This is a genomic window from uncultured Anaerotruncus sp., assembly GCF_902490045.1.
Taxonomy (GTDB): Bacteria; Bacillota; Clostridia; order Oscillospirales; family Ruminococcaceae; genus Anaerotruncus.
Genome location: NZ_CABUCJ010000013.1, coordinates 1 through 20,777 on the forward strand (window position 1 = coordinate 1; position 20,777 = coordinate 20,777).

The 20,777-nt window shown below is 55.1% G+C and carries 23 protein-coding genes and 2 tRNA genes; 14 read left to right on the forward strand and 11 right to left on the reverse strand.

Annotated features, from left to right (window positions below; genetic code table 11):
• Positions 1–261: 261 nt before the first annotated feature.
• Positions 262–531, reverse strand: coding sequence for an ACT domain-containing protein (locus tag RDM88_RS02705; RefSeq protein ID WP_308752971.1), 270 nt, complete (start codon positions 529–531; stop codon positions 262–264).
• Between the two features lie 182 nt (positions 532–713).
• Between RDM88_RS02705 and RDM88_RS02710 the strand changes: the two genes are divergently transcribed.
• The 4 genes from RDM88_RS02710 (at position 714) to RDM88_RS02725 (ending at position 5,038) form a co-directional block, all read left to right on the forward strand.
• A complete protein-coding gene (locus RDM88_RS02710; protein ID WP_308752973.1) occupies positions 714–1,532 on the forward strand; it encodes a histidinol-phosphatase HisJ family protein in 819 nt (272 codons plus the stop codon).
• Positions 1,533–1,549: 17 nt separating this feature from the next.
• Positions 1,550–2,038: an Lrp/AsnC family transcriptional regulator gene (locus RDM88_RS02715; protein WP_308752975.1), complete on the forward strand. Its 489-nt coding sequence runs from the start codon at positions 1,550–1,552 to the stop codon at positions 2,036–2,038.
• Positions 2,038–3,204, forward strand: coding sequence for an aminotransferase class I/II-fold pyridoxal phosphate-dependent enzyme (locus RDM88_RS02720; RefSeq protein WP_308753026.1), 1,167 nt, complete (start codon positions 2,038–2,040; stop codon positions 3,202–3,204). The genes RDM88_RS02715 and RDM88_RS02720 overlap by 1 nt, the downstream gene beginning before the upstream one ends.
• 73 nt (positions 3,205–3,277) lie before the next feature.
• A complete protein-coding gene (locus tag RDM88_RS02725) occupies positions 3,278–5,038 on the forward strand; it encodes an NFACT RNA binding domain-containing protein (protein WP_308752977.1) in 1,761 nt (586 codons plus the stop codon).
• Between the two features lie 64 nt (positions 5,039–5,102).
• Here RDM88_RS02725 and RDM88_RS02730 read toward each other — a convergent pair whose 3' ends face one another.
• From RDM88_RS02730 to trxA, 3 genes are all read right to left on the reverse strand, one after another.
• Positions 5,103–5,303 (reverse strand): alpha/beta-type small acid-soluble spore protein, encoded by a 201-nt coding sequence (locus tag RDM88_RS02730; RefSeq protein WP_101549493.1) that lies wholly within the window; start codon positions 5,301–5,303, stop codon positions 5,103–5,105.
• 205 nt (positions 5,304–5,508) lie between these two features.
• Entirely contained in the window at positions 5,509–6,084 is a 576-nt protein-coding gene (locus RDM88_RS02735; protein WP_308752984.1) for a hypothetical protein, read from the reverse strand.
• 85 nt (positions 6,085–6,169) lie between these two features.
• Positions 6,170–6,487: a thioredoxin gene (gene trxA, locus RDM88_RS02740; protein ID WP_308752986.1), complete on the reverse strand. Its 318-nt coding sequence runs from the start codon at positions 6,485–6,487 to the stop codon at positions 6,170–6,172.
• A 231-nt stretch (positions 6,488–6,718) separates the two neighbouring features.
• Here trxA and RDM88_RS02745 point away from each other — a divergent pair.
• The 6 genes from RDM88_RS02745 to RDM88_RS02770 all read left to right on the forward strand — a co-directional run bounded on the left by RDM88_RS02745 (position 6,719) and on the right by RDM88_RS02770 (position 10,043).
• A tRNA-Gln gene (locus RDM88_RS02745) sits at positions 6,719–6,792 on the forward strand.
• A 1-nt stretch (position 6,793) separates the two neighbouring features.
• A tRNA-Pro gene (locus tag RDM88_RS02750) sits at positions 6,794–6,870 on the forward strand.
• Between the two features lie 480 nt (positions 6,871–7,350).
• The gene (locus RDM88_RS02755) at positions 7,351–8,178 is read left to right on the forward strand and encodes an RNA methyltransferase (RefSeq protein WP_308753028.1); all 828 of its coding nucleotides are present in this window, start codon (positions 7,351–7,353) and stop codon (positions 8,176–8,178) included.
• Positions 8,179–8,379: 201 nt separating this feature from the next.
• Positions 8,380–8,676 carry a metalloregulator ArsR/SmtB family transcription factor gene (locus RDM88_RS02760; protein WP_308752988.1) on the forward strand — a complete coding sequence of 99 codons (297 nt, stop codon included), beginning with the start codon at positions 8,380–8,382 and terminating at the stop codon, positions 8,674–8,676.
• On the forward strand, positions 8,673–9,671 hold the full coding sequence (locus RDM88_RS02765; protein WP_308752992.1) for a permease: 999 nt from the start codon (positions 8,673–8,675) through the stop codon (positions 9,669–9,671). Before RDM88_RS02760 ends, RDM88_RS02765 begins: the two co-directional genes overlap by 4 nt.
• 21 nt (positions 9,672–9,692) lie before the next feature.
• On the forward strand, positions 9,693–10,043 hold the full coding sequence (locus tag RDM88_RS02770; protein WP_308752994.1) for a thioredoxin family protein: 351 nt from the start codon (positions 9,693–9,695) through the stop codon (positions 10,041–10,043).
• A 259-nt stretch (positions 10,044–10,302) separates the two neighbouring features.
• Here the strand turns inward: RDM88_RS02770 and RDM88_RS02775 are convergent, their stop codons facing one another.
• The 5 genes from RDM88_RS02775 to RDM88_RS02795 all read right to left on the reverse strand — a co-directional run bounded on the left by RDM88_RS02775 (position 10,303) and on the right by RDM88_RS02795 (position 16,951).
• Positions 10,303–11,409 carry a DUF2961 domain-containing protein gene (locus RDM88_RS02775; protein ID WP_308752996.1) on the reverse strand — a complete coding sequence of 369 codons (1,107 nt, stop codon included), beginning with the start codon at positions 11,407–11,409 and terminating at the stop codon, positions 10,303–10,305.
• 92 nt (positions 11,410–11,501) lie between these two features.
• The gene (locus RDM88_RS02780) at positions 11,502–12,323 is read right to left on the reverse strand and encodes a carbohydrate ABC transporter permease (RefSeq protein WP_308752998.1); all 822 of its coding nucleotides are present in this window, start codon (positions 12,321–12,323) and stop codon (positions 11,502–11,504) included.
• A gap of 13 nt (positions 12,324–12,336) precedes the next feature.
• Entirely contained in the window at positions 12,337–13,245 is a 909-nt protein-coding gene (locus RDM88_RS02785; RefSeq protein WP_308752999.1) for a sugar ABC transporter permease, read from the reverse strand.
• 105 nt (positions 13,246–13,350) lie between these two features.
• Entirely contained in the window at positions 13,351–14,679 is a 1,329-nt protein-coding gene (locus RDM88_RS02790) for an ABC transporter substrate-binding protein (protein WP_308753002.1), read from the reverse strand.
• A 28-nt stretch (positions 14,680–14,707) separates the two neighbouring features.
• Positions 14,708–16,951: a DUF6259 domain-containing protein gene (locus tag RDM88_RS02795; protein WP_308753004.1), complete on the reverse strand. Its 2,244-nt coding sequence runs from the start codon at positions 16,949–16,951 to the stop codon at positions 14,708–14,710.
• 339 nt (positions 16,952–17,290) lie between these two features.
• On the opposite strand from RDM88_RS02795, the gene RDM88_RS02800 reads away from it, so the two are divergent.
• Entirely contained in the window at positions 17,291–18,307 is a 1,017-nt protein-coding gene (locus tag RDM88_RS02800; RefSeq protein WP_308753006.1) for a LacI family DNA-binding transcriptional regulator, read from the forward strand.
• A gap of 408 nt (positions 18,308–18,715) precedes the next feature.
• Here the strand turns inward: RDM88_RS02800 and RDM88_RS02805 are convergent, their stop codons facing one another.
• The gene (locus RDM88_RS02805) at positions 18,716–18,994 is read right to left on the reverse strand and encodes a zinc-ribbon domain containing protein (protein WP_101549517.1); all 279 of its coding nucleotides are present in this window, start codon (positions 18,992–18,994) and stop codon (positions 18,716–18,718) included.
• A gap of 74 nt (positions 18,995–19,068) precedes the next feature.
• Here RDM88_RS02805 and RDM88_RS02810 point away from each other — a divergent pair, with 74 nt between their 5' ends.
• Positions 19,069–19,227, forward strand: a complete 159-nt coding sequence (locus tag RDM88_RS02810) for a hypothetical protein (RefSeq protein ID WP_308753008.1) — start codon at positions 19,069–19,071, stop codon at positions 19,225–19,227.
• A 66-nt stretch (positions 19,228–19,293) separates the two neighbouring features.
• A complete protein-coding gene (locus RDM88_RS02815; RefSeq protein WP_308753010.1) occupies positions 19,294–19,980 on the forward strand; it encodes a manganese catalase family protein in 687 nt (228 codons plus the stop codon).
• 60 nt (positions 19,981–20,040) lie between these two features.
• On the opposite strand, the gene RDM88_RS02820 is transcribed toward RDM88_RS02815, so the two are convergent.
• Positions 20,041–20,403: a helix-turn-helix domain-containing protein gene (locus RDM88_RS02820; protein ID WP_302550110.1), complete on the reverse strand. Its 363-nt coding sequence runs from the start codon at positions 20,401–20,403 to the stop codon at positions 20,041–20,043.
• Between the two features lie 149 nt (positions 20,404–20,552).
• Here RDM88_RS02820 and RDM88_RS02825 point away from each other — a divergent pair, with 149 nt between their 5' ends.
• Positions 20,553–20,735, forward strand: a complete 183-nt coding sequence (locus tag RDM88_RS02825; RefSeq protein ID WP_302550109.1) for a hypothetical protein — start codon at positions 20,553–20,555, stop codon at positions 20,733–20,735.
• Positions 20,736–20,777 lie beyond the last annotated feature (42 nt).

The following is a 20,777-nucleotide window of genomic DNA, read 5'->3' on the forward strand; positions in this document are numbered from 1 at the left end:
AAGAACCCTCCGCCGGGTTCTTAGGAATCTCCGGGAGTACCTTGCCAAGACCCGCGAACTGCCGCCGCTCCCCACAGGTACACTAGCTGAGGGCTCAACCTGATCTCGGCGCTCCCAGCAGCGGGAAACGGAAGGTGCGGGGTGCCCGCCGGGAGGGGGCACACGGGGGAGGACGGCTCGCCCTCCGCCCGTGAGGCGCACGCGCATCGGCTAGTCCGATCGCGAGGTCAGTTGCGGTCCGGGGCCGCAACTGACGTGCGCCTAAATTCTGTGCATCGAGTTGAAGACGTCCTCGTGCATGACGTGGATCGAAAGGCCGGAATCCTCGCCGAGGCGGTTCATCTGGTAGACGAGCTCGGACATCTCGCAGTTGACCTCGGAGATGTCGATCATCATGATCATGCAGAAGAGGTCCTGCAAAACGGTCTGGGTGACCTCGATGATGTTGGCGTTGCACGCGGCGCATTGGTTGGCGACCTTGGAAAGGATGCCCACATGGTCCTTGCCGATGACGGTTAAAACAGCACGCATATCGTCGTACCTCCCAAAAATCTCCCGGGCGAGCCCGGAGCTTTTAAACGATAAGATAGTATAGCACAGAATTTACAAAAATGCTATACTAATTCGGGCATTTGTGCTATACTATCTTAATTAATATGTTTTTACGATCACCCGGCCCACGGGAAAGGCCGCGACGGAAGCGAGGGGATTTCATGTTCATCAACCTATTCGACAGCCACACCCATTCGGACAACTCGAACGACGGGCACCACTCGGTCATGTTCATGTGCGAGAAGGCGGTGGAAAAGGATATATCGGGCATCTGCGTCACCGACCACTGCGAACTGCGCGCCTGGGCGCAGGACAAGTACGAGCTGCGCATCCAGCAGTCGGTGTTCGAGGCGGCCAAGGCGCGCCGCGTCTTCAACGGCAAGCTGGCCGTCATGGCGGGTGTCGAGCTGGGCGATGTGCTCTATGACCCGGCGCTGACCGACAAGGTGCTCGCCTCCTTCAAATTCGACATGGTGATGGTCTCCCAGCACAACACGGTGCAGGGGGAGGACATCTACTACTGCGATTTCGGCGAGTGGAGCCCGCGGGACATCGACCGCTATCTGGACTGGTATTTCCGCTACCTGCTCGACGTGGCGAAGCTCGATAAATTCGACGTGCTCGGCCACCTGACCTACCCGGTGCGCTACATCACCGGCGAGCACAAGATCCCGGTGAACCTCTCCCGGTACGACGACATCATCGACGCGATTTTAAAGACGACCGCGCGCAACGGCCGCGCGATCGAGATCAACACCTCCGGCCTCTGGCAGAAGCTCGGGGACACGATGCCGCCGCTCAAATACGTCAGGCGCTACCGCGAGCTGGGCGGCGAATACATCACGCTCGGCTCCGACGCGCACGCGGCGGACCGGATCGGCGACGGGATCGCCGCGGGCATGCAGATGCTGATCGACGCCGGCTTTACGGCCTTCACGTTTTATAAGGAGCGCCAGCCGCTTCCCTTTAAAATCATCTGACAAAGGAGTTGGGTACCATGCTGGACACCGAAAAATTGCTGAAACTGATCGCGGAGGACGCGAAGCTGACCGACGCGCAGCTGGCGGCGATGCTGGGCGCACGGGAAGAGGAGGTCGCGGGCGCGATCGCTTCTCTGGAAAAAGAGGGGATCATCAAGGGCTACAAGGCGCTCATCGACTGGGACAAGACCGACCGCAACCTTGTTTCGGCGCGCATCGAGATCAAGGTGATCCCCAAGGGCAGCATGGGCTTTGAGGAGATCGCCTACACGATCTCCCAGTTCCGCGAGGTGGAGACCTGCTATCTGATGAGCGGCGGCTACGATCTGGCGCTCACGATCAGCGGCAAGACCTTCAAGGACATCGCCCTCTTCGTGGCGCACCGGCTTGCGCCGCTCGAACCGGTCCAGTCGACGAGCACCCACTTCGTGCTGAAAAAGTATAAGGAGCGCGGGCTGCTCATGGTCGACGATGTCAAGGACGAGAGGGAGGTAACCTCCCTGTGATGGACTACGACAAAATTCTGTCCCGCCGCGCCGTCGCGCTGAAGCCGTCGGGCATCCGCCGCTTTTTCGACATCGCGGCCGAGATGGACGACGTAATCTCGCTGGGCGTGGGGGAGCCGGACTTCAAGACCCCCTGGAGCATCCGGCGCGCGGGCATCGAAAGCCTTGAGCGCGGGCACACCTGGTACACCGCCAATTCCGGCCTCGCGCCGCTCAAAAAGGAGATCGCCAACTACCTGCGCCGCCGCTTCACCCTCGAATACGACGCGAAGAGCGAGGTGCTCGTCACGGTGGGCGGCTCGGAGGCGATCGACCTGGCCATCCGCACGCTGGTGAACCCGGGCGACGAGGTGCTCGTGGTGGAACCCTCCTTCGTCTGCTATACCCCGATCACCGCGCTGACCGACGGGGTGCCGGTGCCGATCGCCACCAGGCCGGAGGACGGCTTCCGCCTGACGCCCGAGGCGCTGCGCGCCGCGATCACGCCGAAAACCAAGCTGCTGGTGCTGCCCTTCCCCAACAACCCCACGGGCGGGGTCATGCGCCGGGAGCATCTGGAGGCGATTGCCGGGGTGCTGCGCGGCACCGGCATCATGGTGCTGTCGGACGAAATCTACGCCGAGCTCACCTACGGCGGCGAACGCCATGTGTCCATCGCGGAGATCGACGGGATGAAGGAGCGCACGATCATCGTCAACGGCTTTTCCAAGAGCTACGCGATGACCGGCTGGCGGCTCGGCTACGCGGTGGGCCCCGCCCCGGTGATCGCCCAGATGACCAAGGTGCACCAGTTCGCGATCATGTGCGCGCCCACGACGAGCCAGTACGCCGCCGTCGAGGCGCTCAAAAACTGCGACGGCGACATCGGGGAGATGCGCGATTCCTACGACATGCGCCGCCGCCTGCTGGTGGATGGGCTCAACCGGATGGGCCTGCGGTGCTTCGAGCCGGAGGGCGCCTTCTACGTCTTCCCGAGCATCCGGGAGACCGGGATGACAAGCGGCGAATTCTGCGAAAAGCTGCTGGCCGCCGAGCATGTGGCGGTCATCCCCGGCGACGCGTTCGGCGAAAGCGGGGAGGGCTTTGTGCGCATTTCCTACTCCTATTCGGTCAATCATTTACTGGAGGCGCTCAAACGGATCGAGCGTTTTTTGAAAACCCTGTGACCGCATGACCACTTCTTCCGCCCGCCGATGGAGCGGGCGGAATTTTCTTTTTTGAAATTGGAGCGTGAGAACCATGCCGTTGGACGGCGTCTTTTTAAGCCAGCTCAAGCGGGAGATCGAGGACCGGATTGTCGGCGGACGGGTGGACAAAATCCACCAGCCCGCGCGCGAGACGATCGTCATCGCCATGCGCGCGCAGGCGGGCAGCCACAAGCTGCTCGTCTCTGCGTCGGCCTCCAACCCGCGGCTGCATTTTACCTCCCTGCCGCAGGACAACCCCAAATCCCCGCCGATGTTCTGCATGCTGATGCGCAAGCACCTGACTGGCGCGAAGCTCGCCGGCATCACCCAGGCGGGGCTCGACCGGGTGCTGCACCTGCACTTTGAAACGGTGAACGAGCTGGGCGACCGGGTCGTCCTGACGCTCGCCGTCGAGATCATGGGGCGGCACAGCAATATCATCCTAGTCGGCCCCGACGGCCGCGTCGTCGACGCGGTCAAGCGGGTGAGCGACGAGATGAGCAGCGTGCGCCCGGTGCTGCCCGGGATGGCGTATACCCACGTGCCCGCGCAGGACCGGCTGAATATCTATACGGCCTCCCCGTCCGAGATCGTCGCGCGGCTGCGCGCGGGAAAGGATGCCGAGCTCTCCAAGGCGCTGCTCGGCGCGCTGGAGGGGATGAGCCCGCTCGTCTGCCGCGAGATCGCCCACAACGCGGCGCGCGGGGAGGAGGTGCTGGTCTCCCAGCTCACCGAGGAGCGGGAGACGCGGCTCAAATTCTACCTGGCGCAGCTCTCCGACCGGCTGAATTCCGGCGGCGCCCGCCCGACGATGCTCGTCGACGGCACGGGCAAGCCGAAGGACTTCTCCTATCTCGACGTCAACCAGTACGGGCACGCCCTCGTCTGCCGGGAGTACGACAGCTACAGCGCGCTGCTCGACAGCTTTTACAGCGAGCGTGACCGCATCGACCGGATGCACCAGCGGGGCGCGGACCTGCTCAAGCTGCTGGTCAACCTCAGCGACCGGACGGCGCGCAAGCTGGCCGCCCAGCGGGAGGAGCTGAAGGCGTCGACCGAGCGGGAGACGCTGAAAATTTACGGCGACCTCATCAATTCAAACCTCTACGCGCTCGAAAAGGGGATGCCCTTCGCCGAGCTGGAAAACTATTACGAGGAGGGCTCGCCCAGGGTCAAAATCCCGCTCGACCCGATGCTGACCCCGAGCCAGAACGCCCAGCGATACTACGCGCGCTACCGCAAGGCGGACACCGCCGAAAAGAAGCTGCGCGCGTTGATCGCGCAGGGGGAGGCGGAGCTCGGCTATTTCGACACGGTGTTCGACGAACTGGCGCGCGCCTCGCTGGAGAGCGAGCTGAACGCCATCCGGGACGAACTGGCGGGCCAGGGCTATGTCCGCCGCGTGCCCAGGCGCGGCATGAAGGAGGAGAAGCTCCCGCCGCTCAAATACCGTTCGGACGACGGATTTACCATCCTCTGCGGGCGCAACAACCTGCAAAACGACCGGCTGACCTTAAAGGACAGCCGCAACAGCGACCTTTGGCTGCACACCCAGAAAATTCCCGGCTCCCATGTGGTGATCGTGACGGAGGGCAGGACGCCTCCCGACCGCACGGTCGAGCAGGCGGCGGTCATCGCGGCCTGCAACTCGAAGGCGCGGGAATCGGGCAAGGTGGCGGTCGACTACACCGAAATCCGCAACGTGCGCAAGCACCCGGCGGGAAAGCCGGGACTCGTGCTCTACGAGCCCTACCAGACCGCCGTGGTCGCGCCCGACCCCGCGCTGGCGGCGCGGCTTTTGCAGGGCAGATAGGCGGCAGACGACAAAAAACGGACAGGCGGCTGCCTGTCCGTTTTTCATACCCTTCTGGGGAAACTTACTTCATGGAGTTCTCGTACGCTTCGATCATCTTTTTGACCATCTGGCCGCCGACGGAACCGGCTTCACGGGAGGTCAGGTCGCCGTTGTAGCCCTGCTTGAGGTTGACGCCGACTTCACGGGCAGCTTCCATCTTGAACTTATCGAGGGCTTCACGAGCCTGCGGGACAACAGGATTGTTGGAAGAATTGTTAGACATGTTAAAATACACTCCTTAAATTTTTCTGAAGAATGTTTCTTGCGTTTGCAGTAATAGTATGGGCGCGGGCGAAATGATTATAACTGTCAAATCCTGCGCGGCAATCCAGATTCCGCCGTCTTTCATGAAAGGCGCGCCCCGGCCGGGGCCGCGGCCTTGCGCGCAAATCCGCCCCATGGGAAAAACAGGCGCCCGGCGCCTGTTTTTAAGGCCGCGGGCCGGGCGGGATACGCCAGAGGGGCGCGGCGGCCAATGGGTTTTGCTTGCCCATGAGGCAGAAGATCGCGGCGGCGGCCAGCAGCTCGAACGGCTCGAGCTTTCCCGAGAAGGAGACGGGCAGCTCAAAGGGTTCCACCTGCGTCCCGTCGAAGGCGGTGATCTGGCGCTGGAGGGAGATCACCGCGCTGTCCACCGTGAGGGAGGAGAGGGTGAGGGTGTCGGAGGTGCCGAGCCCGCAGGTGACGGCGGGCAGCCTGCGCCCGGCCACGGCGGAAAGCACGGCGGGGTCGGCGCTGTCGATGATCGCGACAGCATTTTTGCAGGAGAACTCCTGCGGCAGCTCGCCCTTTCTGCGGACGATGAACGCGGCGTTTTCGCACGCGATCTGGTAAAAGGCCCGCTGGGAGATGAAGACGATATCGGGGCCGTCCCCTGAGAACGCGGCCCTGTCGGTATCCGCGCAGAGCATCGAAAGCGCGCCGCCCGTGCGCAGCAGCTCCCGCAGACGCCTGCCGGGGCCGCCCGCGGTGACGACCACCATCGGCACCACCCGCCAATCCATAAAAATTTGTATTCTGCGGATAGTTTCCCCTCGGGGGAAAAGAAAATCCCCCGCCAAGCGGGGGATTTTGAAAAACTTTGCGGGATTACGCCTCTTCGATCATCCGTACAAGCGCCTGCTTGGACTGGAGGCCGACCATGCGGGCGGCCTCCTCGCCGTTTTTGAAGAGGATGAGGGTGGGGATGGACATCACGCCGTAGCGGGCCGCGAGGTCGGGCTCCTCGTCGATATCCACCTTGCCGATGACGGCCTTGCCGTCCATCTCGTCGCCGAGCTGTTCGATGATGGGGCCGAGCATCTTGCAGGGGCCGCACCACGGCGCCCAGAAGTCGACCAGCACGGGCCCGGCGGCGCCGAGCGCCTCCGTATCGAAGGTATCCTTTGAAAAATGAACCACTGACATCTATAAAACCTCCCAGATTGTCTTCTTATCCCTATTATACACGGATCAAAAATCGCTTCAAGTCTTTTGCGGACATTTCCTCTACGGAAGCGGCGCTTTTTCCGCAATGCCCTTCACAGTATGTTTCCCAATCCGTTCCCCGGCATACGCCAACATTTTTCCAAAAATATCGGCAGAGGACTTGACTTTTTCGAGATGTGCGATATAATATAAGTCGTGACTTGTGCACATTGCCCGATTGTGTAAAGGTAGCACGACAGACTCTGACTCTGTTTGTCTGGGTTCGAATCCTAGTCGGGCAGCCATCGAGGTGTGGCTCAGTTTGGTAGAGCGCTGCGTTCGGGACGCAGAGGCCGCAAGTTCAAGTCTTGTCACCTCGACCATGATAAAACCCGTATGAAAAGCCGGTTTACAGGCTTTTCATACGGGTTTTTTCTATGCCTGTTTTTCATTTAATATAGGCCAAAATATAGGCCAAAAAACGATAAAATATCGGGGCAATGCTCATCAAAACATTTGTTCCCTTTTTCCCGTGCGATTTTGGCCTATTTTATGTTTTTTACCACTTGGGATTTTTTCGATCCCAACAGCATCTTTTCCTAGATAGGCGTCCAGTTTTCCATGCTCTTACGTTGAGACGCGCTTCCTCGCGGCCGGCAAGCGTCGCGGCAAGGTACTTGCGGCTGGACACGCTGGAAACCTCCTTCCGCCGGAGGCTGGGGAACGTGATTTTGGACGCTCCCGGTGGATTTCTCCGCCTTTTGCGGTGGCATTTTGGCGGACGCCGCGGTATAATTAAGGAAAAACGCCTTTCCCCGGGGCGCTCTTACGCGATGAGGCGAAGGCGGTGGATCGGAGATATGATGTCCAATATCATTGAAATCAGCGATTTTTCATCGCCCGGACTGGAGCTTTTTGCCCGCCTTACGGAAGCGCAGCTGCGAAACCGGTTGGAACCGGAAAGGGGCGTCTTTATCGCTGAAAGCCCCAAAGTGATTGCGCTTGCGCTCGACGCGGGGTGCGCGCCCGTCTCCCTTTTGGTGGAGCGCAAACAGATTGCCGGGCAGGCGCGCGAAATCATCGCCCGATGCCCGGGCGTTCCTGTCTATACCGCGGACGACGATCTGCTGGCACGACTGACCGGTTATCGGCTGGCCCGCGGGGTGTTGTGCGCCATGCGCCGCCCACGGCTGCCCAGCGTCGAGGAATTGTGCGCCGGCGCGCGCCGGGTGGCGATACTGGAAAACATTATGGACTCCACCAATGTCGGCGCCATTGTCCGCTCGGCCGCGGCGCTGAATATCGACGCCGTGCTGGTCACCCCCTCATGCAGCGATCCGCTGTGCCGGCGCGCGGTGCGGGTCAGCATGGGCACCGTCTTCCAGGTGCCGTGGACCCGCATCGGCGGCGATTCCGCCGAGTGGCCGCAGCCGGGCATTGAGCGCGTGCGGAAGCTGGGTTTCAAGCTTGTCGGCATGGCGTTAAGCGACACCGCCGTCAGCATAGAGGACCCGAGGCTCGCCGCGGAAGAGAAGCTCGCGATTGTGCTGGGAACGGAGGGCTATGGGCTTTCGCCCCGCACGGTTGCCGGCTGCGATTATATCGCCCGCATTCCGATGTCCCATAAGGTGGACTCCCTGAACGTTGCCGCGGCCAGCGCGGTCGCCTTTTGGCAGCTCAGGCCCCGGTGACTTCAGCGTTTTCATGAGGCGCGAAGAATGGGGCGGACATGGAATATTTGGCGTATGTGAGGGCCCGCGGCCAATTTGGCTGCGGGCCCTTCAAACGGGCTTGGGAGCCTTTTCTGCGATGGATCTGAGTTTTTATATTGACAATGATCTATGTGTTGCATATAATAACACATAGATCATTGTCGATATGAGGTGTGAACGATGGATACCATTGATGTTGCGTCGATTTGCAAGGCGTTGGGAGATTCCAACCGCCTGCAAATTGTACAAATGCTGTCTGATGGTGAGAAGTGCGCCTGCAGGCTGTTGGAACACTTTGAAATTACACAGCCGACCCTTTCTCACCACATGAAAATTCTCTGTGAGTGCGGCCTGGTGAGGGTTCGGAAAGAGGGCAAGTGGAGCCACTACTCCTTAAGCTGTGATACGCTGGATTCGTTTAAGCGGTTTATCGGCGGCCTTTCCTGCGCTGAGGATACAGGAGAGTGCTGCCAATGATCTGGGATTTTATTCAAAATCAACTTCTCGGTATGAAATGGCTCAATGCGCTGATCGGTACGGTGCTTTCTGTCCTGGGGATAGATGTCGGCAGCCGCATGGGCGGCAGCATTCAGTTTTTTCTTTATGACACGGTGAAGATTACCATTCTACTCTGCTTCCTGATTTTTTTCATCAGCTATCTTCAGAGCTACTTCCCGCCAGAGCGAAGCAAAAAGATTCTTGGACGGTTTCATGGCATTTGGGCAAACTGCATTTCCGCCCTGCTGGGTACGGTAACGCCGTTTTGCTCCTGCTCCTCCATCCCGCTTTTTATCGGCTTTAGCAGCGCGGGCTTGCCATTAGGCGTGACATTTTCATTTTTGATTTCCTCCCCAATGGTGGATTTGGGGAGCCTCGTACTGCTTATGAGCATTTTCGGGTCAAAGGTTGCCATTATCTATGTGGTGATGGGATTAGTCATCGCCGTGGCGGGCGGGACCGTCATCGAGAAGCTGCACATGGAAAAGTATGTGGAGAGCTTCATTCTCACAGCAGGCAGCGTAGATATGGAATCCCCCGACCTGACAAGGAAGGAGCGGCTGGTCTATGCCAAAGAGCAGATGCTCTCCACGTTCAAAAAGGTGTTTCCTTATATCCTTGCAGGTGTCGGCATTGGCGCCCTCATCCACAACTGGATTCCCGAACACTGGATCGAGGCCGCCTTGGGAAGCGGCAATCCCTTTGGCGTCATTCTTGCCACGCTGGTGGGCATCCCCATGTATGCCGACATTTTTGGGACCATCCCTATCGCAGAGGCCCTGCTCTTTAAGGGCGCGCAGCTCGGCACCATCCTCGCCTTTATGATGGCGGTGACCACGTTGAGTCTGCCGTCCATGATCATGCTGAAAAAAGCTGTCAAGCCGAGACTGCTGGGCCTGTTCATCGGTATTTGCGCCGTGGGTATCATTCTCGTCGGATATTTCTTTAATGTAATTCAGACGTTCCTTCTATAATCTGTAAAGGAGATTTTTACAATGGCTTTGTTTGGAAGGAAAAAGGAAGAAAGAACAGCCTCCTGCTGCTGTGGAGGAAGCTGCACCCCCGAATCTAAGGAGAAAGCGAAAACTGCCAAGGCCGAGAGCGCATCTGTGAAAATCCTCGGCTCCGGCTGTGCGAAGTGCAACCAGTTGGAAGCCGCTACCCGTGAGGCGCTTGCCCAGCTCGGCATGGGGGATGCCATTGACCATGTGACGGACTTTGCGCAGATTGCCGCTTATGGCGTGATGACCACTCCGGCACTGGTGGTAGACGGGAAAGTGGTGTCCTACGGAAAAGTTCTCAAAACTGAGGAAGTGGCGAAGATATTACAAAAGGTGCGGGGATGACGCAATGAGTGGCCAGCCGAAAGCAGCCTCCGTGTGGAAGATACCCCTCCCTCAGAAATGTCAGGTTCGTAAAACAGTGGTTTTGCGGTGTTGGTGTAAACAAAACAGGATTGTTTTTTACGAAAGTAAAAGACAATCCTGTTCGCTTTTCATGTGAAAAAGGGAAGCGAAATAGCATAGAAGGGGATATCAATCAGTGAAAACCGATCCGGTACGTTTTGAAGAATATACCGAGCGAGGACGGATTTCAACAGATGGTCTATCTTACCGTGAACGGCCAGTTGATATTTTCGAGGTAATCCTTATCGGGGAGTTTTGGGAAATTAACGGTCGGCAGCGTCTGATACCAGTAAGCAACTGAGGCCAAATCGTCCTGTAAGGGCAGATAACGGCCATCTTCACGCCACCCGAGCGCCTGGATTGTCACACGCAGGTCATTCTCAAAGCGTATGGGATCTGCAATATGCCAGCGGTACATTCCGAATCGCGGCTGGCTCTGATAGAGCCCGTCCGGACGCATTACGTGATGCAGTCCCGAGTATGCTGTCGAGAATGCTTCATACTGTTTGGTCTGTTGGTTCTCAAAATTATAAGAGCCGCAGAAATAATCTTCCGTGCCGGTCCCACAGATGGTGGGAAAATCCGAGTCGCCGTCCATATAGAACTTAATCTCGCCTTCGCCCCACCACCCAACACTGTTGGATTGCCATGCCATATAGGTCCCGACATATTGTCCTTCGCCTTGGATGCCATCGACAATCGTATATACTTCCCCATAGGGGAGTGGGTTTGTGCGGCGGAACTGGGCGTGGAAATAGGCGGCATCGTCAGGGATGTCCGTTAAGGTATAGTTGATTTGGTAATAGATAGTTACGGGAACTTTATCAATATTCTCAAGAGTCATCTTGCAATGTTTTTTGAACGGCATTTGCCAGTAGCAGTTGAACGCACTGCCGGGGTTTACACATACGGCGAGGGAGTTTAGAGGCGCGTAGGAATCCCATGAACTTGCAAAAAAGTCACCAATCGGGCATTCAACAGAGGGCTGCTCCTGTCCGTCCCAATACATACGAATGATCGTGTTGCGCCATTTTCCCGTGGGGGTAAGCCAGATTTGCTGGACACAACCGGGACCGTCGATCTCGGCAATGGTGAAGGTGGTACCGGGCTGGATGATGATATAGGGATTAACTTTCCAGCCAAGGCCTAGGCTCTGGGCGGCGTGTTTTGCAGTACCGTTTTCGAGCGGTGTCATGCCCCCCTTTCCTTTTTCGCCCGTAAAGTTCTCTGGGGAAATCGAGCGTGTCTTTGCTTTGGATACGCGGAATAAATTCCCCATGTTTGTGTTCAGTCCGTTAAAGCTCATATTTTCAATCCTCTCAAAATACTGATTCGATGAATGATCCTTCTGTGGTTGAAGGGGCTCGAGTTGCCGAGATACATGCATAACAGATCAGATTATTCTTTCATGCCCGACATAGCAACTCCGCTGATAAAATACCGTTGCGCAAACACATAGATCACCAGCAGCGGGATAATCGAGATCACAGTGCCAGCCAGCACGGGTCCGTAGGCAATGATGTTTTCGCCGGTAAACAGCGCCAATCCGGCTGAGAGCGTGCGCATCCGAGGATTACTTGTCAGCATCATGGGATACAGCAGGTCGTTCCAGTTGTGCATGAGGGTGATGATAGCCATAGTAAGCAATCCGGGTTTTACAAGCGGCAGCATAATACGGAAAAAAATCCCGATCTCGCTGCATCCGTCTATGCGCGCCGCTTCCTCCAGGCCCCGTGGCAAGCCGACAAAACTGGCCCGCATCAAGAAAATACCGAACGGCGCAGCCATACGTGGTAAAATGAGCCCCCAGAAGGTATCGAGCAGACCCATATTAAATTCCATAAAGTACAGCGGTATCATGTATACCTGAAACGGAATCATCATGGCCATCAGGATCAAATAGGACATAACCTTTTTCCCTTTGAAATCCAGCCTTGCCATGGCATAACCGGCCAGGGTGTTGAAGACAAGCTGGAAGAGTACAACCCCGCCCGCAAAAATTACCGTATTCCGGATGTTGTACAACAATGGGATAACGTCGAATACTCTTTTATAATTGGCCGTGGTATACCCTTCCGAAAACAGGGTGGGCGGCCAGCTTACGATATCTCTTTCAGGTTTAAAGGAAGAAACCAACAACCATAAAAACGGGAATAAAATACATACCATCAGAACCAGCATGACAACCTTATGTGCAATTGCCGACACCCTTTTATTCAAGCCAACTCCCCCTTTAACTGCATTGTTCTTCTTTGCGCGCCATGTACCGGTTCATGGAGAAGGCAATTACTGCGATCATGACAAACAGCATCCAAGAGACTGCCGAAGCATAACCCAATTCAAAGGGAGGGCTGAATCCGCGCTTGTAGATATACAGCACCGCGCTCTCGGTCTGGAACAAGGGCCCCCCGCCCGTCATGATAAACACCTGATCGAACACCTGCATGGAAGAGATGAAAGTGGTGAGCAGGCAAAACCCGATAGACGGGATGATCTGGGGAATCGTAATCCAAAAGAACTTTTTTACCGGCCCCGCGCCGTCTATCTCAGCCGACTCGTATAGGGAAGGTGAAACATCCTGGAGGGCGGCGGTCAAAATTACCAGCGTCATGCCGAAATCTTTCCACACTGTGGCGATGGCGACAGTTGGCAGTGCCCATTTCGCATCCGTCAGAAAAGCCGGGGCCTGCAATCCAAGCTGGCGAATCAGGTGGGGGATATAGCCGACATTCCTGTTGAGCAGGACGGTCCATATAATGCTGATGGCGGTTAATGAGCAGACGACCGGGACGAAGCAAATCGAACGGCACATTTTGTTGAACCAGTTGTTTTTTTGCAATGCCACCGCCAAAAGCAGTCCCACGGAAATTTGAAGGGGGACCTGCCACAACATAAAGCCGAGCGAGTGCAGGAGGCTGTTGATTGCCCGAGTATCATTGAAAAATCGGATAAAATTGTCAAATCCTGCAAAGGTGATTTCACTAAAGAAGAGATTGACATTCAAAAAACCAAATGCCAACGTACCAATCAGCGGGACAAAAGTGAAAACGATCAGAATGATTGCTGCTGGAAAAATAAAAAAGTAGGCGGATCGGTTCGGTTTATTTAGAAACTTGCCAAGCCGTTTCAGCGAATGCATCATACAACACCCTCCCGGAAAAAAGTCCGCAATCGTTGTGCCCATGCTGGCAAGCGGCGGCGAGAGCTGTTCCCCGCCGCCGCTTGTTTATCTGGGGTATGATGCGAACTATACCATACCCTGCAAAACTGCGTCGGCTTCTTCCAAAGCTGTCGCGGGATCTGCGCCCATTTGAATGGACTCCACCATCGGCAGGACGACATCATCAATGATTACGGAAGCCTGAGGGTTTCCGGGTAAAATTGCCTGGGCATAGGAAGCTTGACCGCCCATCGCCGTGAGGATGGGATTGTTCTTGACTTCATCAATCTCCATAACGGATTTTGTTAAGGGAATAGACATCGCGGAGGTAACCCAGTTTGAATACGATTCCGCGGAGTACCAGTACTTTATAAATTCATAGATGGCGGCGTGTTTGGAGGCATCTGTGGAAGAGGGGATGGCAAAGCCGGTGGCATCCCCGTAGGCAGCAGGCTTGAGGCCCTCTGCGTGAGGGATCGCGGTAATGCCATAATTGATCTCATTATTGGCTAACCCGCCGTTGGCCCATGGCCCGTTGATCGTCATAGCCAGGTTGCCGCCTATCATCATCTGCATTAATTCATCCAGCGTGGTGCCTTCGGGCCCTGTTTTCTCGGTATGGATCAAGTTTTGCATATGCGTCATCACAGCGAGATTTTCCGGGCTGTTCAGAACCGATTGAGTCTGATCCTCGTTGAGAACGCCGCCGCCATAGGAAAGCATCCAGTTCCCGATGATATTAAACGCTCCGCCCGATCGGGCCGGTACGCCGAATCCCGATATATTGTTTGCCGGGTCCGTCAGCCGGACGGCGTATTCTTCGAGCTCTTCCCAGGTTTCGGGCCCTTTTTCAGGGTCCAGTCCGGCCGCCTCAAACAAGTCCTTATTCCAGTATAGGAAAAAGCTGTTGATGGTTTTCGGCAGGAAATATTGCTTGCCATCTACCTGGGCGATGTTGAGTGCGCCTTCCGAGATGTCGTCCTTATCGACGCCGTCATAACTGAAAAAAGGAGACAGGTCCGTTACGAACCCTTCGGACGCATAGCTGGCGAAATAATCAGATGTTATGGTGAAAAAGTCGGGTGCAGTCCCAGATGCAAAGCCGAGTGCCAACTTATTGGATAGGTTATCCAACGGCATGATATCCATCTCGATAGTAATACCATAATCATTGCTTGCGTTGAACTTATTGACGATATCGGTTAGAATCTCGCCGTCTTCCGCGGTAAAGCTGTTCCAGTACGTCAGGGTTACAGGCTCTATTGCCGGCGATGCCTCCAGTGAGTCTGCAGTTGACACCGCTTGTGACGGAGAGCTGTCGACGACAGACTGTGAACCCTCGCCGCCGCAGGCGGCGAGCCCCACCAGCATTAGGATGGCGGTCAGGATGCTTAGGACACGTTTGACTTTTGACATAAATACTTCCTCCTTTTTGTGTGGTCGGTTATATTTTTGTAAACTCAATCATATAAGGACTGCGCGGTGCAAGTGTGAGTGTCAGGGAGATTTCGCCGCCGGTGTCTGCCGTGCCCAAGTCCTTGCCCGGGTTTTTATTTTCCGGGTCAAACGAATCATAGAGAGTCGCGCTCCAAAGCCCCGACATCCCGTATTTCACAGGGTCGATTTTTATGGTCACGGTGCGACTGTTTCCGGTTGTGTTGGCAAGCAATACGGCCCTCGTTTCACGATGTGGCGAACACCACGCGCTGGTCAACACGGAGGGCACCTCGGAATCTCCCCGGGTGTTGTAGGATGCATCCGCCTCAACGTGGTTGTAATGGTAATAAGACATTTTTACCAGCGGAGCATCGCAGCTGGGCGGCGGAAGCATAATGCCGTATGCAAGATACTTATTGGGTGCGCCTGTACGGAACGCGGCAAATTGCCGCAGATAGGCCGCGCGATCGGCGCTGTATGCATAGGCGACCTCATTGAAATCGATGTAATGCTCCGACGATGGGTTCGTTTTTCCATTGAGGGCTTCCATCGGGCTGTACTCGTGGTTAATTTCGTAGATGCCTCCCCAAAGATAGACCCTAGCGACGATACTGTAAAACAGCTCGCCGGTTTCTTCGACCAGCTTTCCCCAACCGTCCATCCGCAGCGGACCGTAACCGCTGTATACATAGCCGAACAGCGGGATCGCCTCCGCCACCCCGCTGAGAAAGAAGTGTCGGATCGGCCAAAATTCCAGAGTAGAGGATGGTAAAGCCCATGAACGCGCCTGGTAGTAATCGAGGTCGTCTAGGAATATCTCGTTAACCAGCTCTGTGCCGATAGGGATATACCTTCCGGTTTTTTGCTGCAGTGCGTTCTTCGTGTCCTGATACAGGTCCTTAAAGCCATGATTGATGGAGGTGCTCCCACCAACCGGGTGACCATGGGAATCGCTAAGACAGGACATCATCAGATTGTTTGCGGATATGTCGTAATACATGCTGTCCAGATCCGCTTCCTGCATGACCTGCATATCGCGCCGGCGGTGCAAATCCTTGGTATACTGCGTGTGGGGACAGAGGATCCTAAAATGATAATCGTCAAAACTTTTGCTGTCCCTTGGGAATTTCATAAGGTTCTTTTTCAGATTGTCGCTGTCGTCCTTGCCTAGATCGACAAGTAAATCAAACTCAAATGGAGCGGCGTAATCGCCGTTTGCGTGGATTGTGTCCAGGTTTTCCTTGTCAAAGCGCGTGGGAAACCAGTCGTTGTAGCCGCCGGGCACACCGGATCCAAAGGTTTGCGGCTCGTCCGTCCAATCCGGGCCAAGTATATGAAAAACCGGGACTTTTATATCCTCATGATAACGCTTTAACCAGGCAGTACGGTTATGTCCGGCATTGACGCCGAACGTACATGCTCCGACTTTCTCGAGCAGCCAAACCGGCTTTTTGTCGTCCGGCAGATCCGCCAGCAGTCCTTTTGCACACCAGGGCTGCTGCAGAGCCCATCCGCGGTAAAGATCGGCGGCTTCGTACCAGCCGTCGCCATCTGTGAACCGCAGGACAAAATCATAATCCATGGACAATCCGGCGCCGGGCCGAATATCATCACTGCCGAGGATATGAGACGCCTCAAGCCGCAAATGCATGTGGTAGAAATTTAACCATTTGAGATGCAGCCCGCTGTCATATGCCGCAAAATAAAGCCCGCCCCTTTCTTGCCCGTAATAGGTAAAAAATTGGGCGCTGCAGCCGGAAAAGGATTCCGGATACGGCATATAACGCAGCCCATTGCCGTCACAATTAAAATGCAGAAGCGGATCTTTTATGAGAACCCCAGTCGCGTAGGGATGCGCCAAAAAATCGCGGCCCTGCCCGGCGATCCGGTGCAGCCCCGGGAAGATCGGGTATTCAATCGCGCGAATGCAAGATGCCGTATGGTTGCTCACATTGAACCTGAATCGAGCTTCTCCGTCCAAAATTCGAACTTCCGCCGTCAGGCTTACTCCGTCTTCAAGCAGCCAGGTCAGCTCCATGACCTGGCCAGACATTTTTGCGCCGAGAAATTCCTTGAAGCTTTCCATGAAGCCGTTGCCGGCATCCCAACGAAAAGGGACGGCATGGGAACGCTCGTTCGGCAAATCTGGATCGATGTACAGGATGCTGCGCCGCTTGTCTTCCAATCGGACAATTGCCCCTGTAGACTCGGAAAATGTTATGGAGAACTCTTTGCTTTCTAAAACCGGCATGGCATCATCTCCCTAAGCATATAAAAATGTGACATTGATGTCATATGACGAAGTATACTATTAATATAAAATTATGTCAATATAGATTATCTATTTTATGCAAAAAATATTTTAAAATATAAAAAACACGCCATATTTTAGATGGAATAATCATCTATTATGGCTTGCAATTTAATGACATTGATGGCATAATGTGATAAATGGCTGTACATAAATTTTAGGATGATTGGTTTCACCATAAGCATAACGGCGTGCTTAAGCAGACGCTTCTATTGCCGACGGGAACTGGCTGCATCCGGTAGTTTGCGACGAAAAGATTTGTTGGGAGAGAATTGTTATATGGCAAGTATTTATAGCATTGCAAAACAGCTTGGCGTGTCCTCATCCACGGTGGCGCGCGCGCTGCGTCCGGATTCCTATTGCAGTCCCCAAACAAGGATGCTTGTACAGGAAGAGGCAAAGCGGCAAGGGTACATCCCTTCGGATTCCGCACGTAGCCTGCGTAATAAGAGAACCGGGCGAATTCTGTTCTGCATTCCCGATATTTATAACACATTTTACTTTGGAATGATTCAAGGCGCGAGCGAAATTTTAGAGCAGTTTGGATATTACACCTTACTTTGCCATACCAATGCCTCCCTGCAGAAGGAATTGCAGATGGTAGACAACCTGCGTGCGCGTGTAGGGGATGGTATGATCTTCGTTTCCTTTGACTTTGTCCCGGAGCTTGTGGCGGCGATCAATTCTTGCGCGAGTCCGGTTGTCCTTACCAACATGGTGGATAATCCACCCCCGTCTCCGAATTATGATTGCGTGTTCATTGACACATATGAAGGCGTGCGCATGGCTGTTAAACATTTAATTCAACACGGTCATACCCGCATTGCATATATAGGCGGGGACATCCACACGCATACGGGCAAGGAGCGTTGTGAAGGATATTTATCCGCCATGAAAGAGGCGGGCCTGCCTCCGTTTGACAATTATGATGCGAATGGTCAATTTACAAAAAGCGGAGGGTTTCTGTGCGCATCTGCGCTGCTTCGAAAAAAGGAACGCCCAACCGCTATTATGGCTGCCAACGATTTAATGGCGCTGGGCGTTATAGAAGCCTGCCGTGAAATTCAATTGCGAATCCCAGAGGACATCTCCCTTATTGGTATGGACAACACCACATGGGGCCAGTTTGTCTCTCCGCCGATATCGTCTGTAACGATGCGCGAGGATGAGATCGGTCGGATGGCGGCTACTTTACTTATGGAAAGGATTCAGAATCCCAATAAGCAGTCCTCTATTATCCGGCTTTCTCCTGATTTGGTGGTTCGTGAATCCTCGAACTTTCTTCCTGACCGTTGATCCCGCGCACCTCGGGGAGCATAATCACAATATATCGACAAGAATAAGAAGGCGTTGGGAGTTGAGGATGGATTGACATCTCTGTCAATACAATTTTTACATCTATGAGATGAAGCGGTCGAACTGTAAAGGTTCCACAAAACTCGGAATCGGCTTAAAGAACCCCCGCATGGGAATCCGTTTTCAGATTCCCATGCGGGGGTTCTTTAAGCCTGTTTTTAATTTAGATAGCCCCTCCGGACGATCTGGCAGCCGCGAGTTCTTTACAAACGCGCAGGGGGTAAATTGCCGAGCAGGGATGCCCGTATGGCGGCGGTGAATAGACGATGAACCCGCCGCGGTTGGAATGGGAGCACACCGGGACGAAAAAAGCGCGCCCCGAAAGGGCGCGCTTTAAGAGCAACTGAATTACCTTCTATTCGAGAAGCACTCACTGCAATAAACAGGGCGGTCGCCGCGCGGCTCGAAGGGGACCCGGCAGGTTTTTCCGCACTCGGAGCAGACCGTCTCAAACATCTGGCGCTCGGAATTTCCGCCGCGCGCATTTCCTTTTCTGGCATCGCGGCAGGGTTTGCAGCGCTGCGGCTCGTTGGTGAATCCTTTTTCGGCGTAGAATTCCTGCTCGCTGGCAGTGAACTGGAATTCGTTTCCGCAGTCTTTGCAAATGAGTGTTTTGTCGTTGTACATGAGATACCTCTTTAAAAATATTATGCTAGTTGACAAGCATTAATTAAGTATACGTCCAAAATGAAAAAAAGTCAATGGAAAAAGAAGCCGGACGCAAAATTTTTGCGGATGAGGAAAACGCCCGGCGCGCCGGTGAGTGCAATCAGCAGGATGAAACGGTGTTTTACCTGCGCCGGGCGCGGTCGACGGAAACAAGGCGCAAAAGGAGAGATCCATTTTTGTCGCTTTTTTGATTTTTCAGGGATGAATCCAGAACCCTCGGGGAATTATAATTCCAAAATATTGGAGGAGGCATCCCAGTGTTTAAGCATGAAAAAATGTTGTTCCATCCGGTGCGGGTGGAAAAACCGAATCCGCAATACGCCGTCCTGCTGCAGGAGCAGCTGGGCGGGGCCAACGGCGAACTGAAATCGGCCTTGCAGTATATGTCGCAGAGCTTCCGCATCAAGGACGCGGCGATCAAGGACCTCTTCATGGATATCGCGGCGGAAGAACTCAGCCACATGGAAATGGTGGCGACGACGATCAATATGCTCAACGGCCACGACGTCGACAGCCAGCAGGTCGCGGCGGGTGAAATCCAAAGCCATGTCCTGCTTGGACTGAACCCGGGGCTCATCAACGCCTCGGGATATTCCTGGGTGGCCGACTATGTCACGGTGACGGGCGATTTGTGCGCCGACCTGCTTTCGAACATCGCCTCGGAGCAGCGCGCCAAGGTGGTCTATGAATACCTCCACCGGCAGATCGAAGATCGGTACGTCCGCGAGACCATCGATTTTCTGCTTAACCGCGAGGAGGCGCACAACGCGCTCTTCCGCGAGGCGTTCAACCGCGTGCAGGACTCCGGCTCGAACCGGGACTTTGGCGTCACGGAAGATTCCCGGCTCTATTTCAATCTTTCAACGCCCTCCCCGGCCAACGGCTTCGGAGACACGAAGGCCGCGCCGCCCAGCTTCAACAACCCGAATACGCGTCCTTCGTAACGCGGCTGCCGCGTGAGGATCAAAAAAGGAGGCGGACAAGCAGTGCTTGTCCGCCTCCTTTTACTGTTCGGGCGGCTCGGGGTGGTTCCCGAGCCGCTGCTGGAATGCCTTGATCACATCCAGGATATAGAGCTGTTCCTCTTCGGAGAGTTCCTTGGCGAGCTCGTAGAGCTCCGCCAGAACGCGCGCGCTTTGGGATGCAGCATGCCTGTCTTCCATCTCCCCCTCGCCGGTCATGAGCCAGCTTTTGTCGATTAGGAGCGTCCGGCAGATGGCGTTGATAACGATTGGCTGCGGCGAGGTTTTGTCCTTTTCCAGATTGTAGATCACCCCGCGGGAAACCCCGATTTCTTCCGCCAGGGAGTTCTGCGTGTACCCTCTTTTTTTACGGGCAAAGTTTAAGCGCGCACCCAGCGTGTTCATAGCATCACCTCATGGAAATTATAACCTATTTCTAATGCTTTTTCAATGATTATTTTCATTGTCAGTGAAATCATTTTACAAAAGTCTTCATTGACACTGAAAAATTGACATGTTATAATTCATTTATAAAGCATTAAGGAGGGAAAAGGATGACGGAGCGGGAAATTCAAAGCCGTTTGTCCGGATATGCCGGGAAAATCATCGAACAAGCGGCGGAATTGCCGCTGGAGGATCAGGAGCGCCTGCTGCTTATCGCGCGCGGCATGGCGTTTACCAGAAATCTGATGCGCACCGCCCCGGATGGTTCCGCCCCGTCCGGAAAGAGCGCCTGAACGGCCGCGCCCTTTGCGGCGCGGTCCATTCCTTCCGGCAGG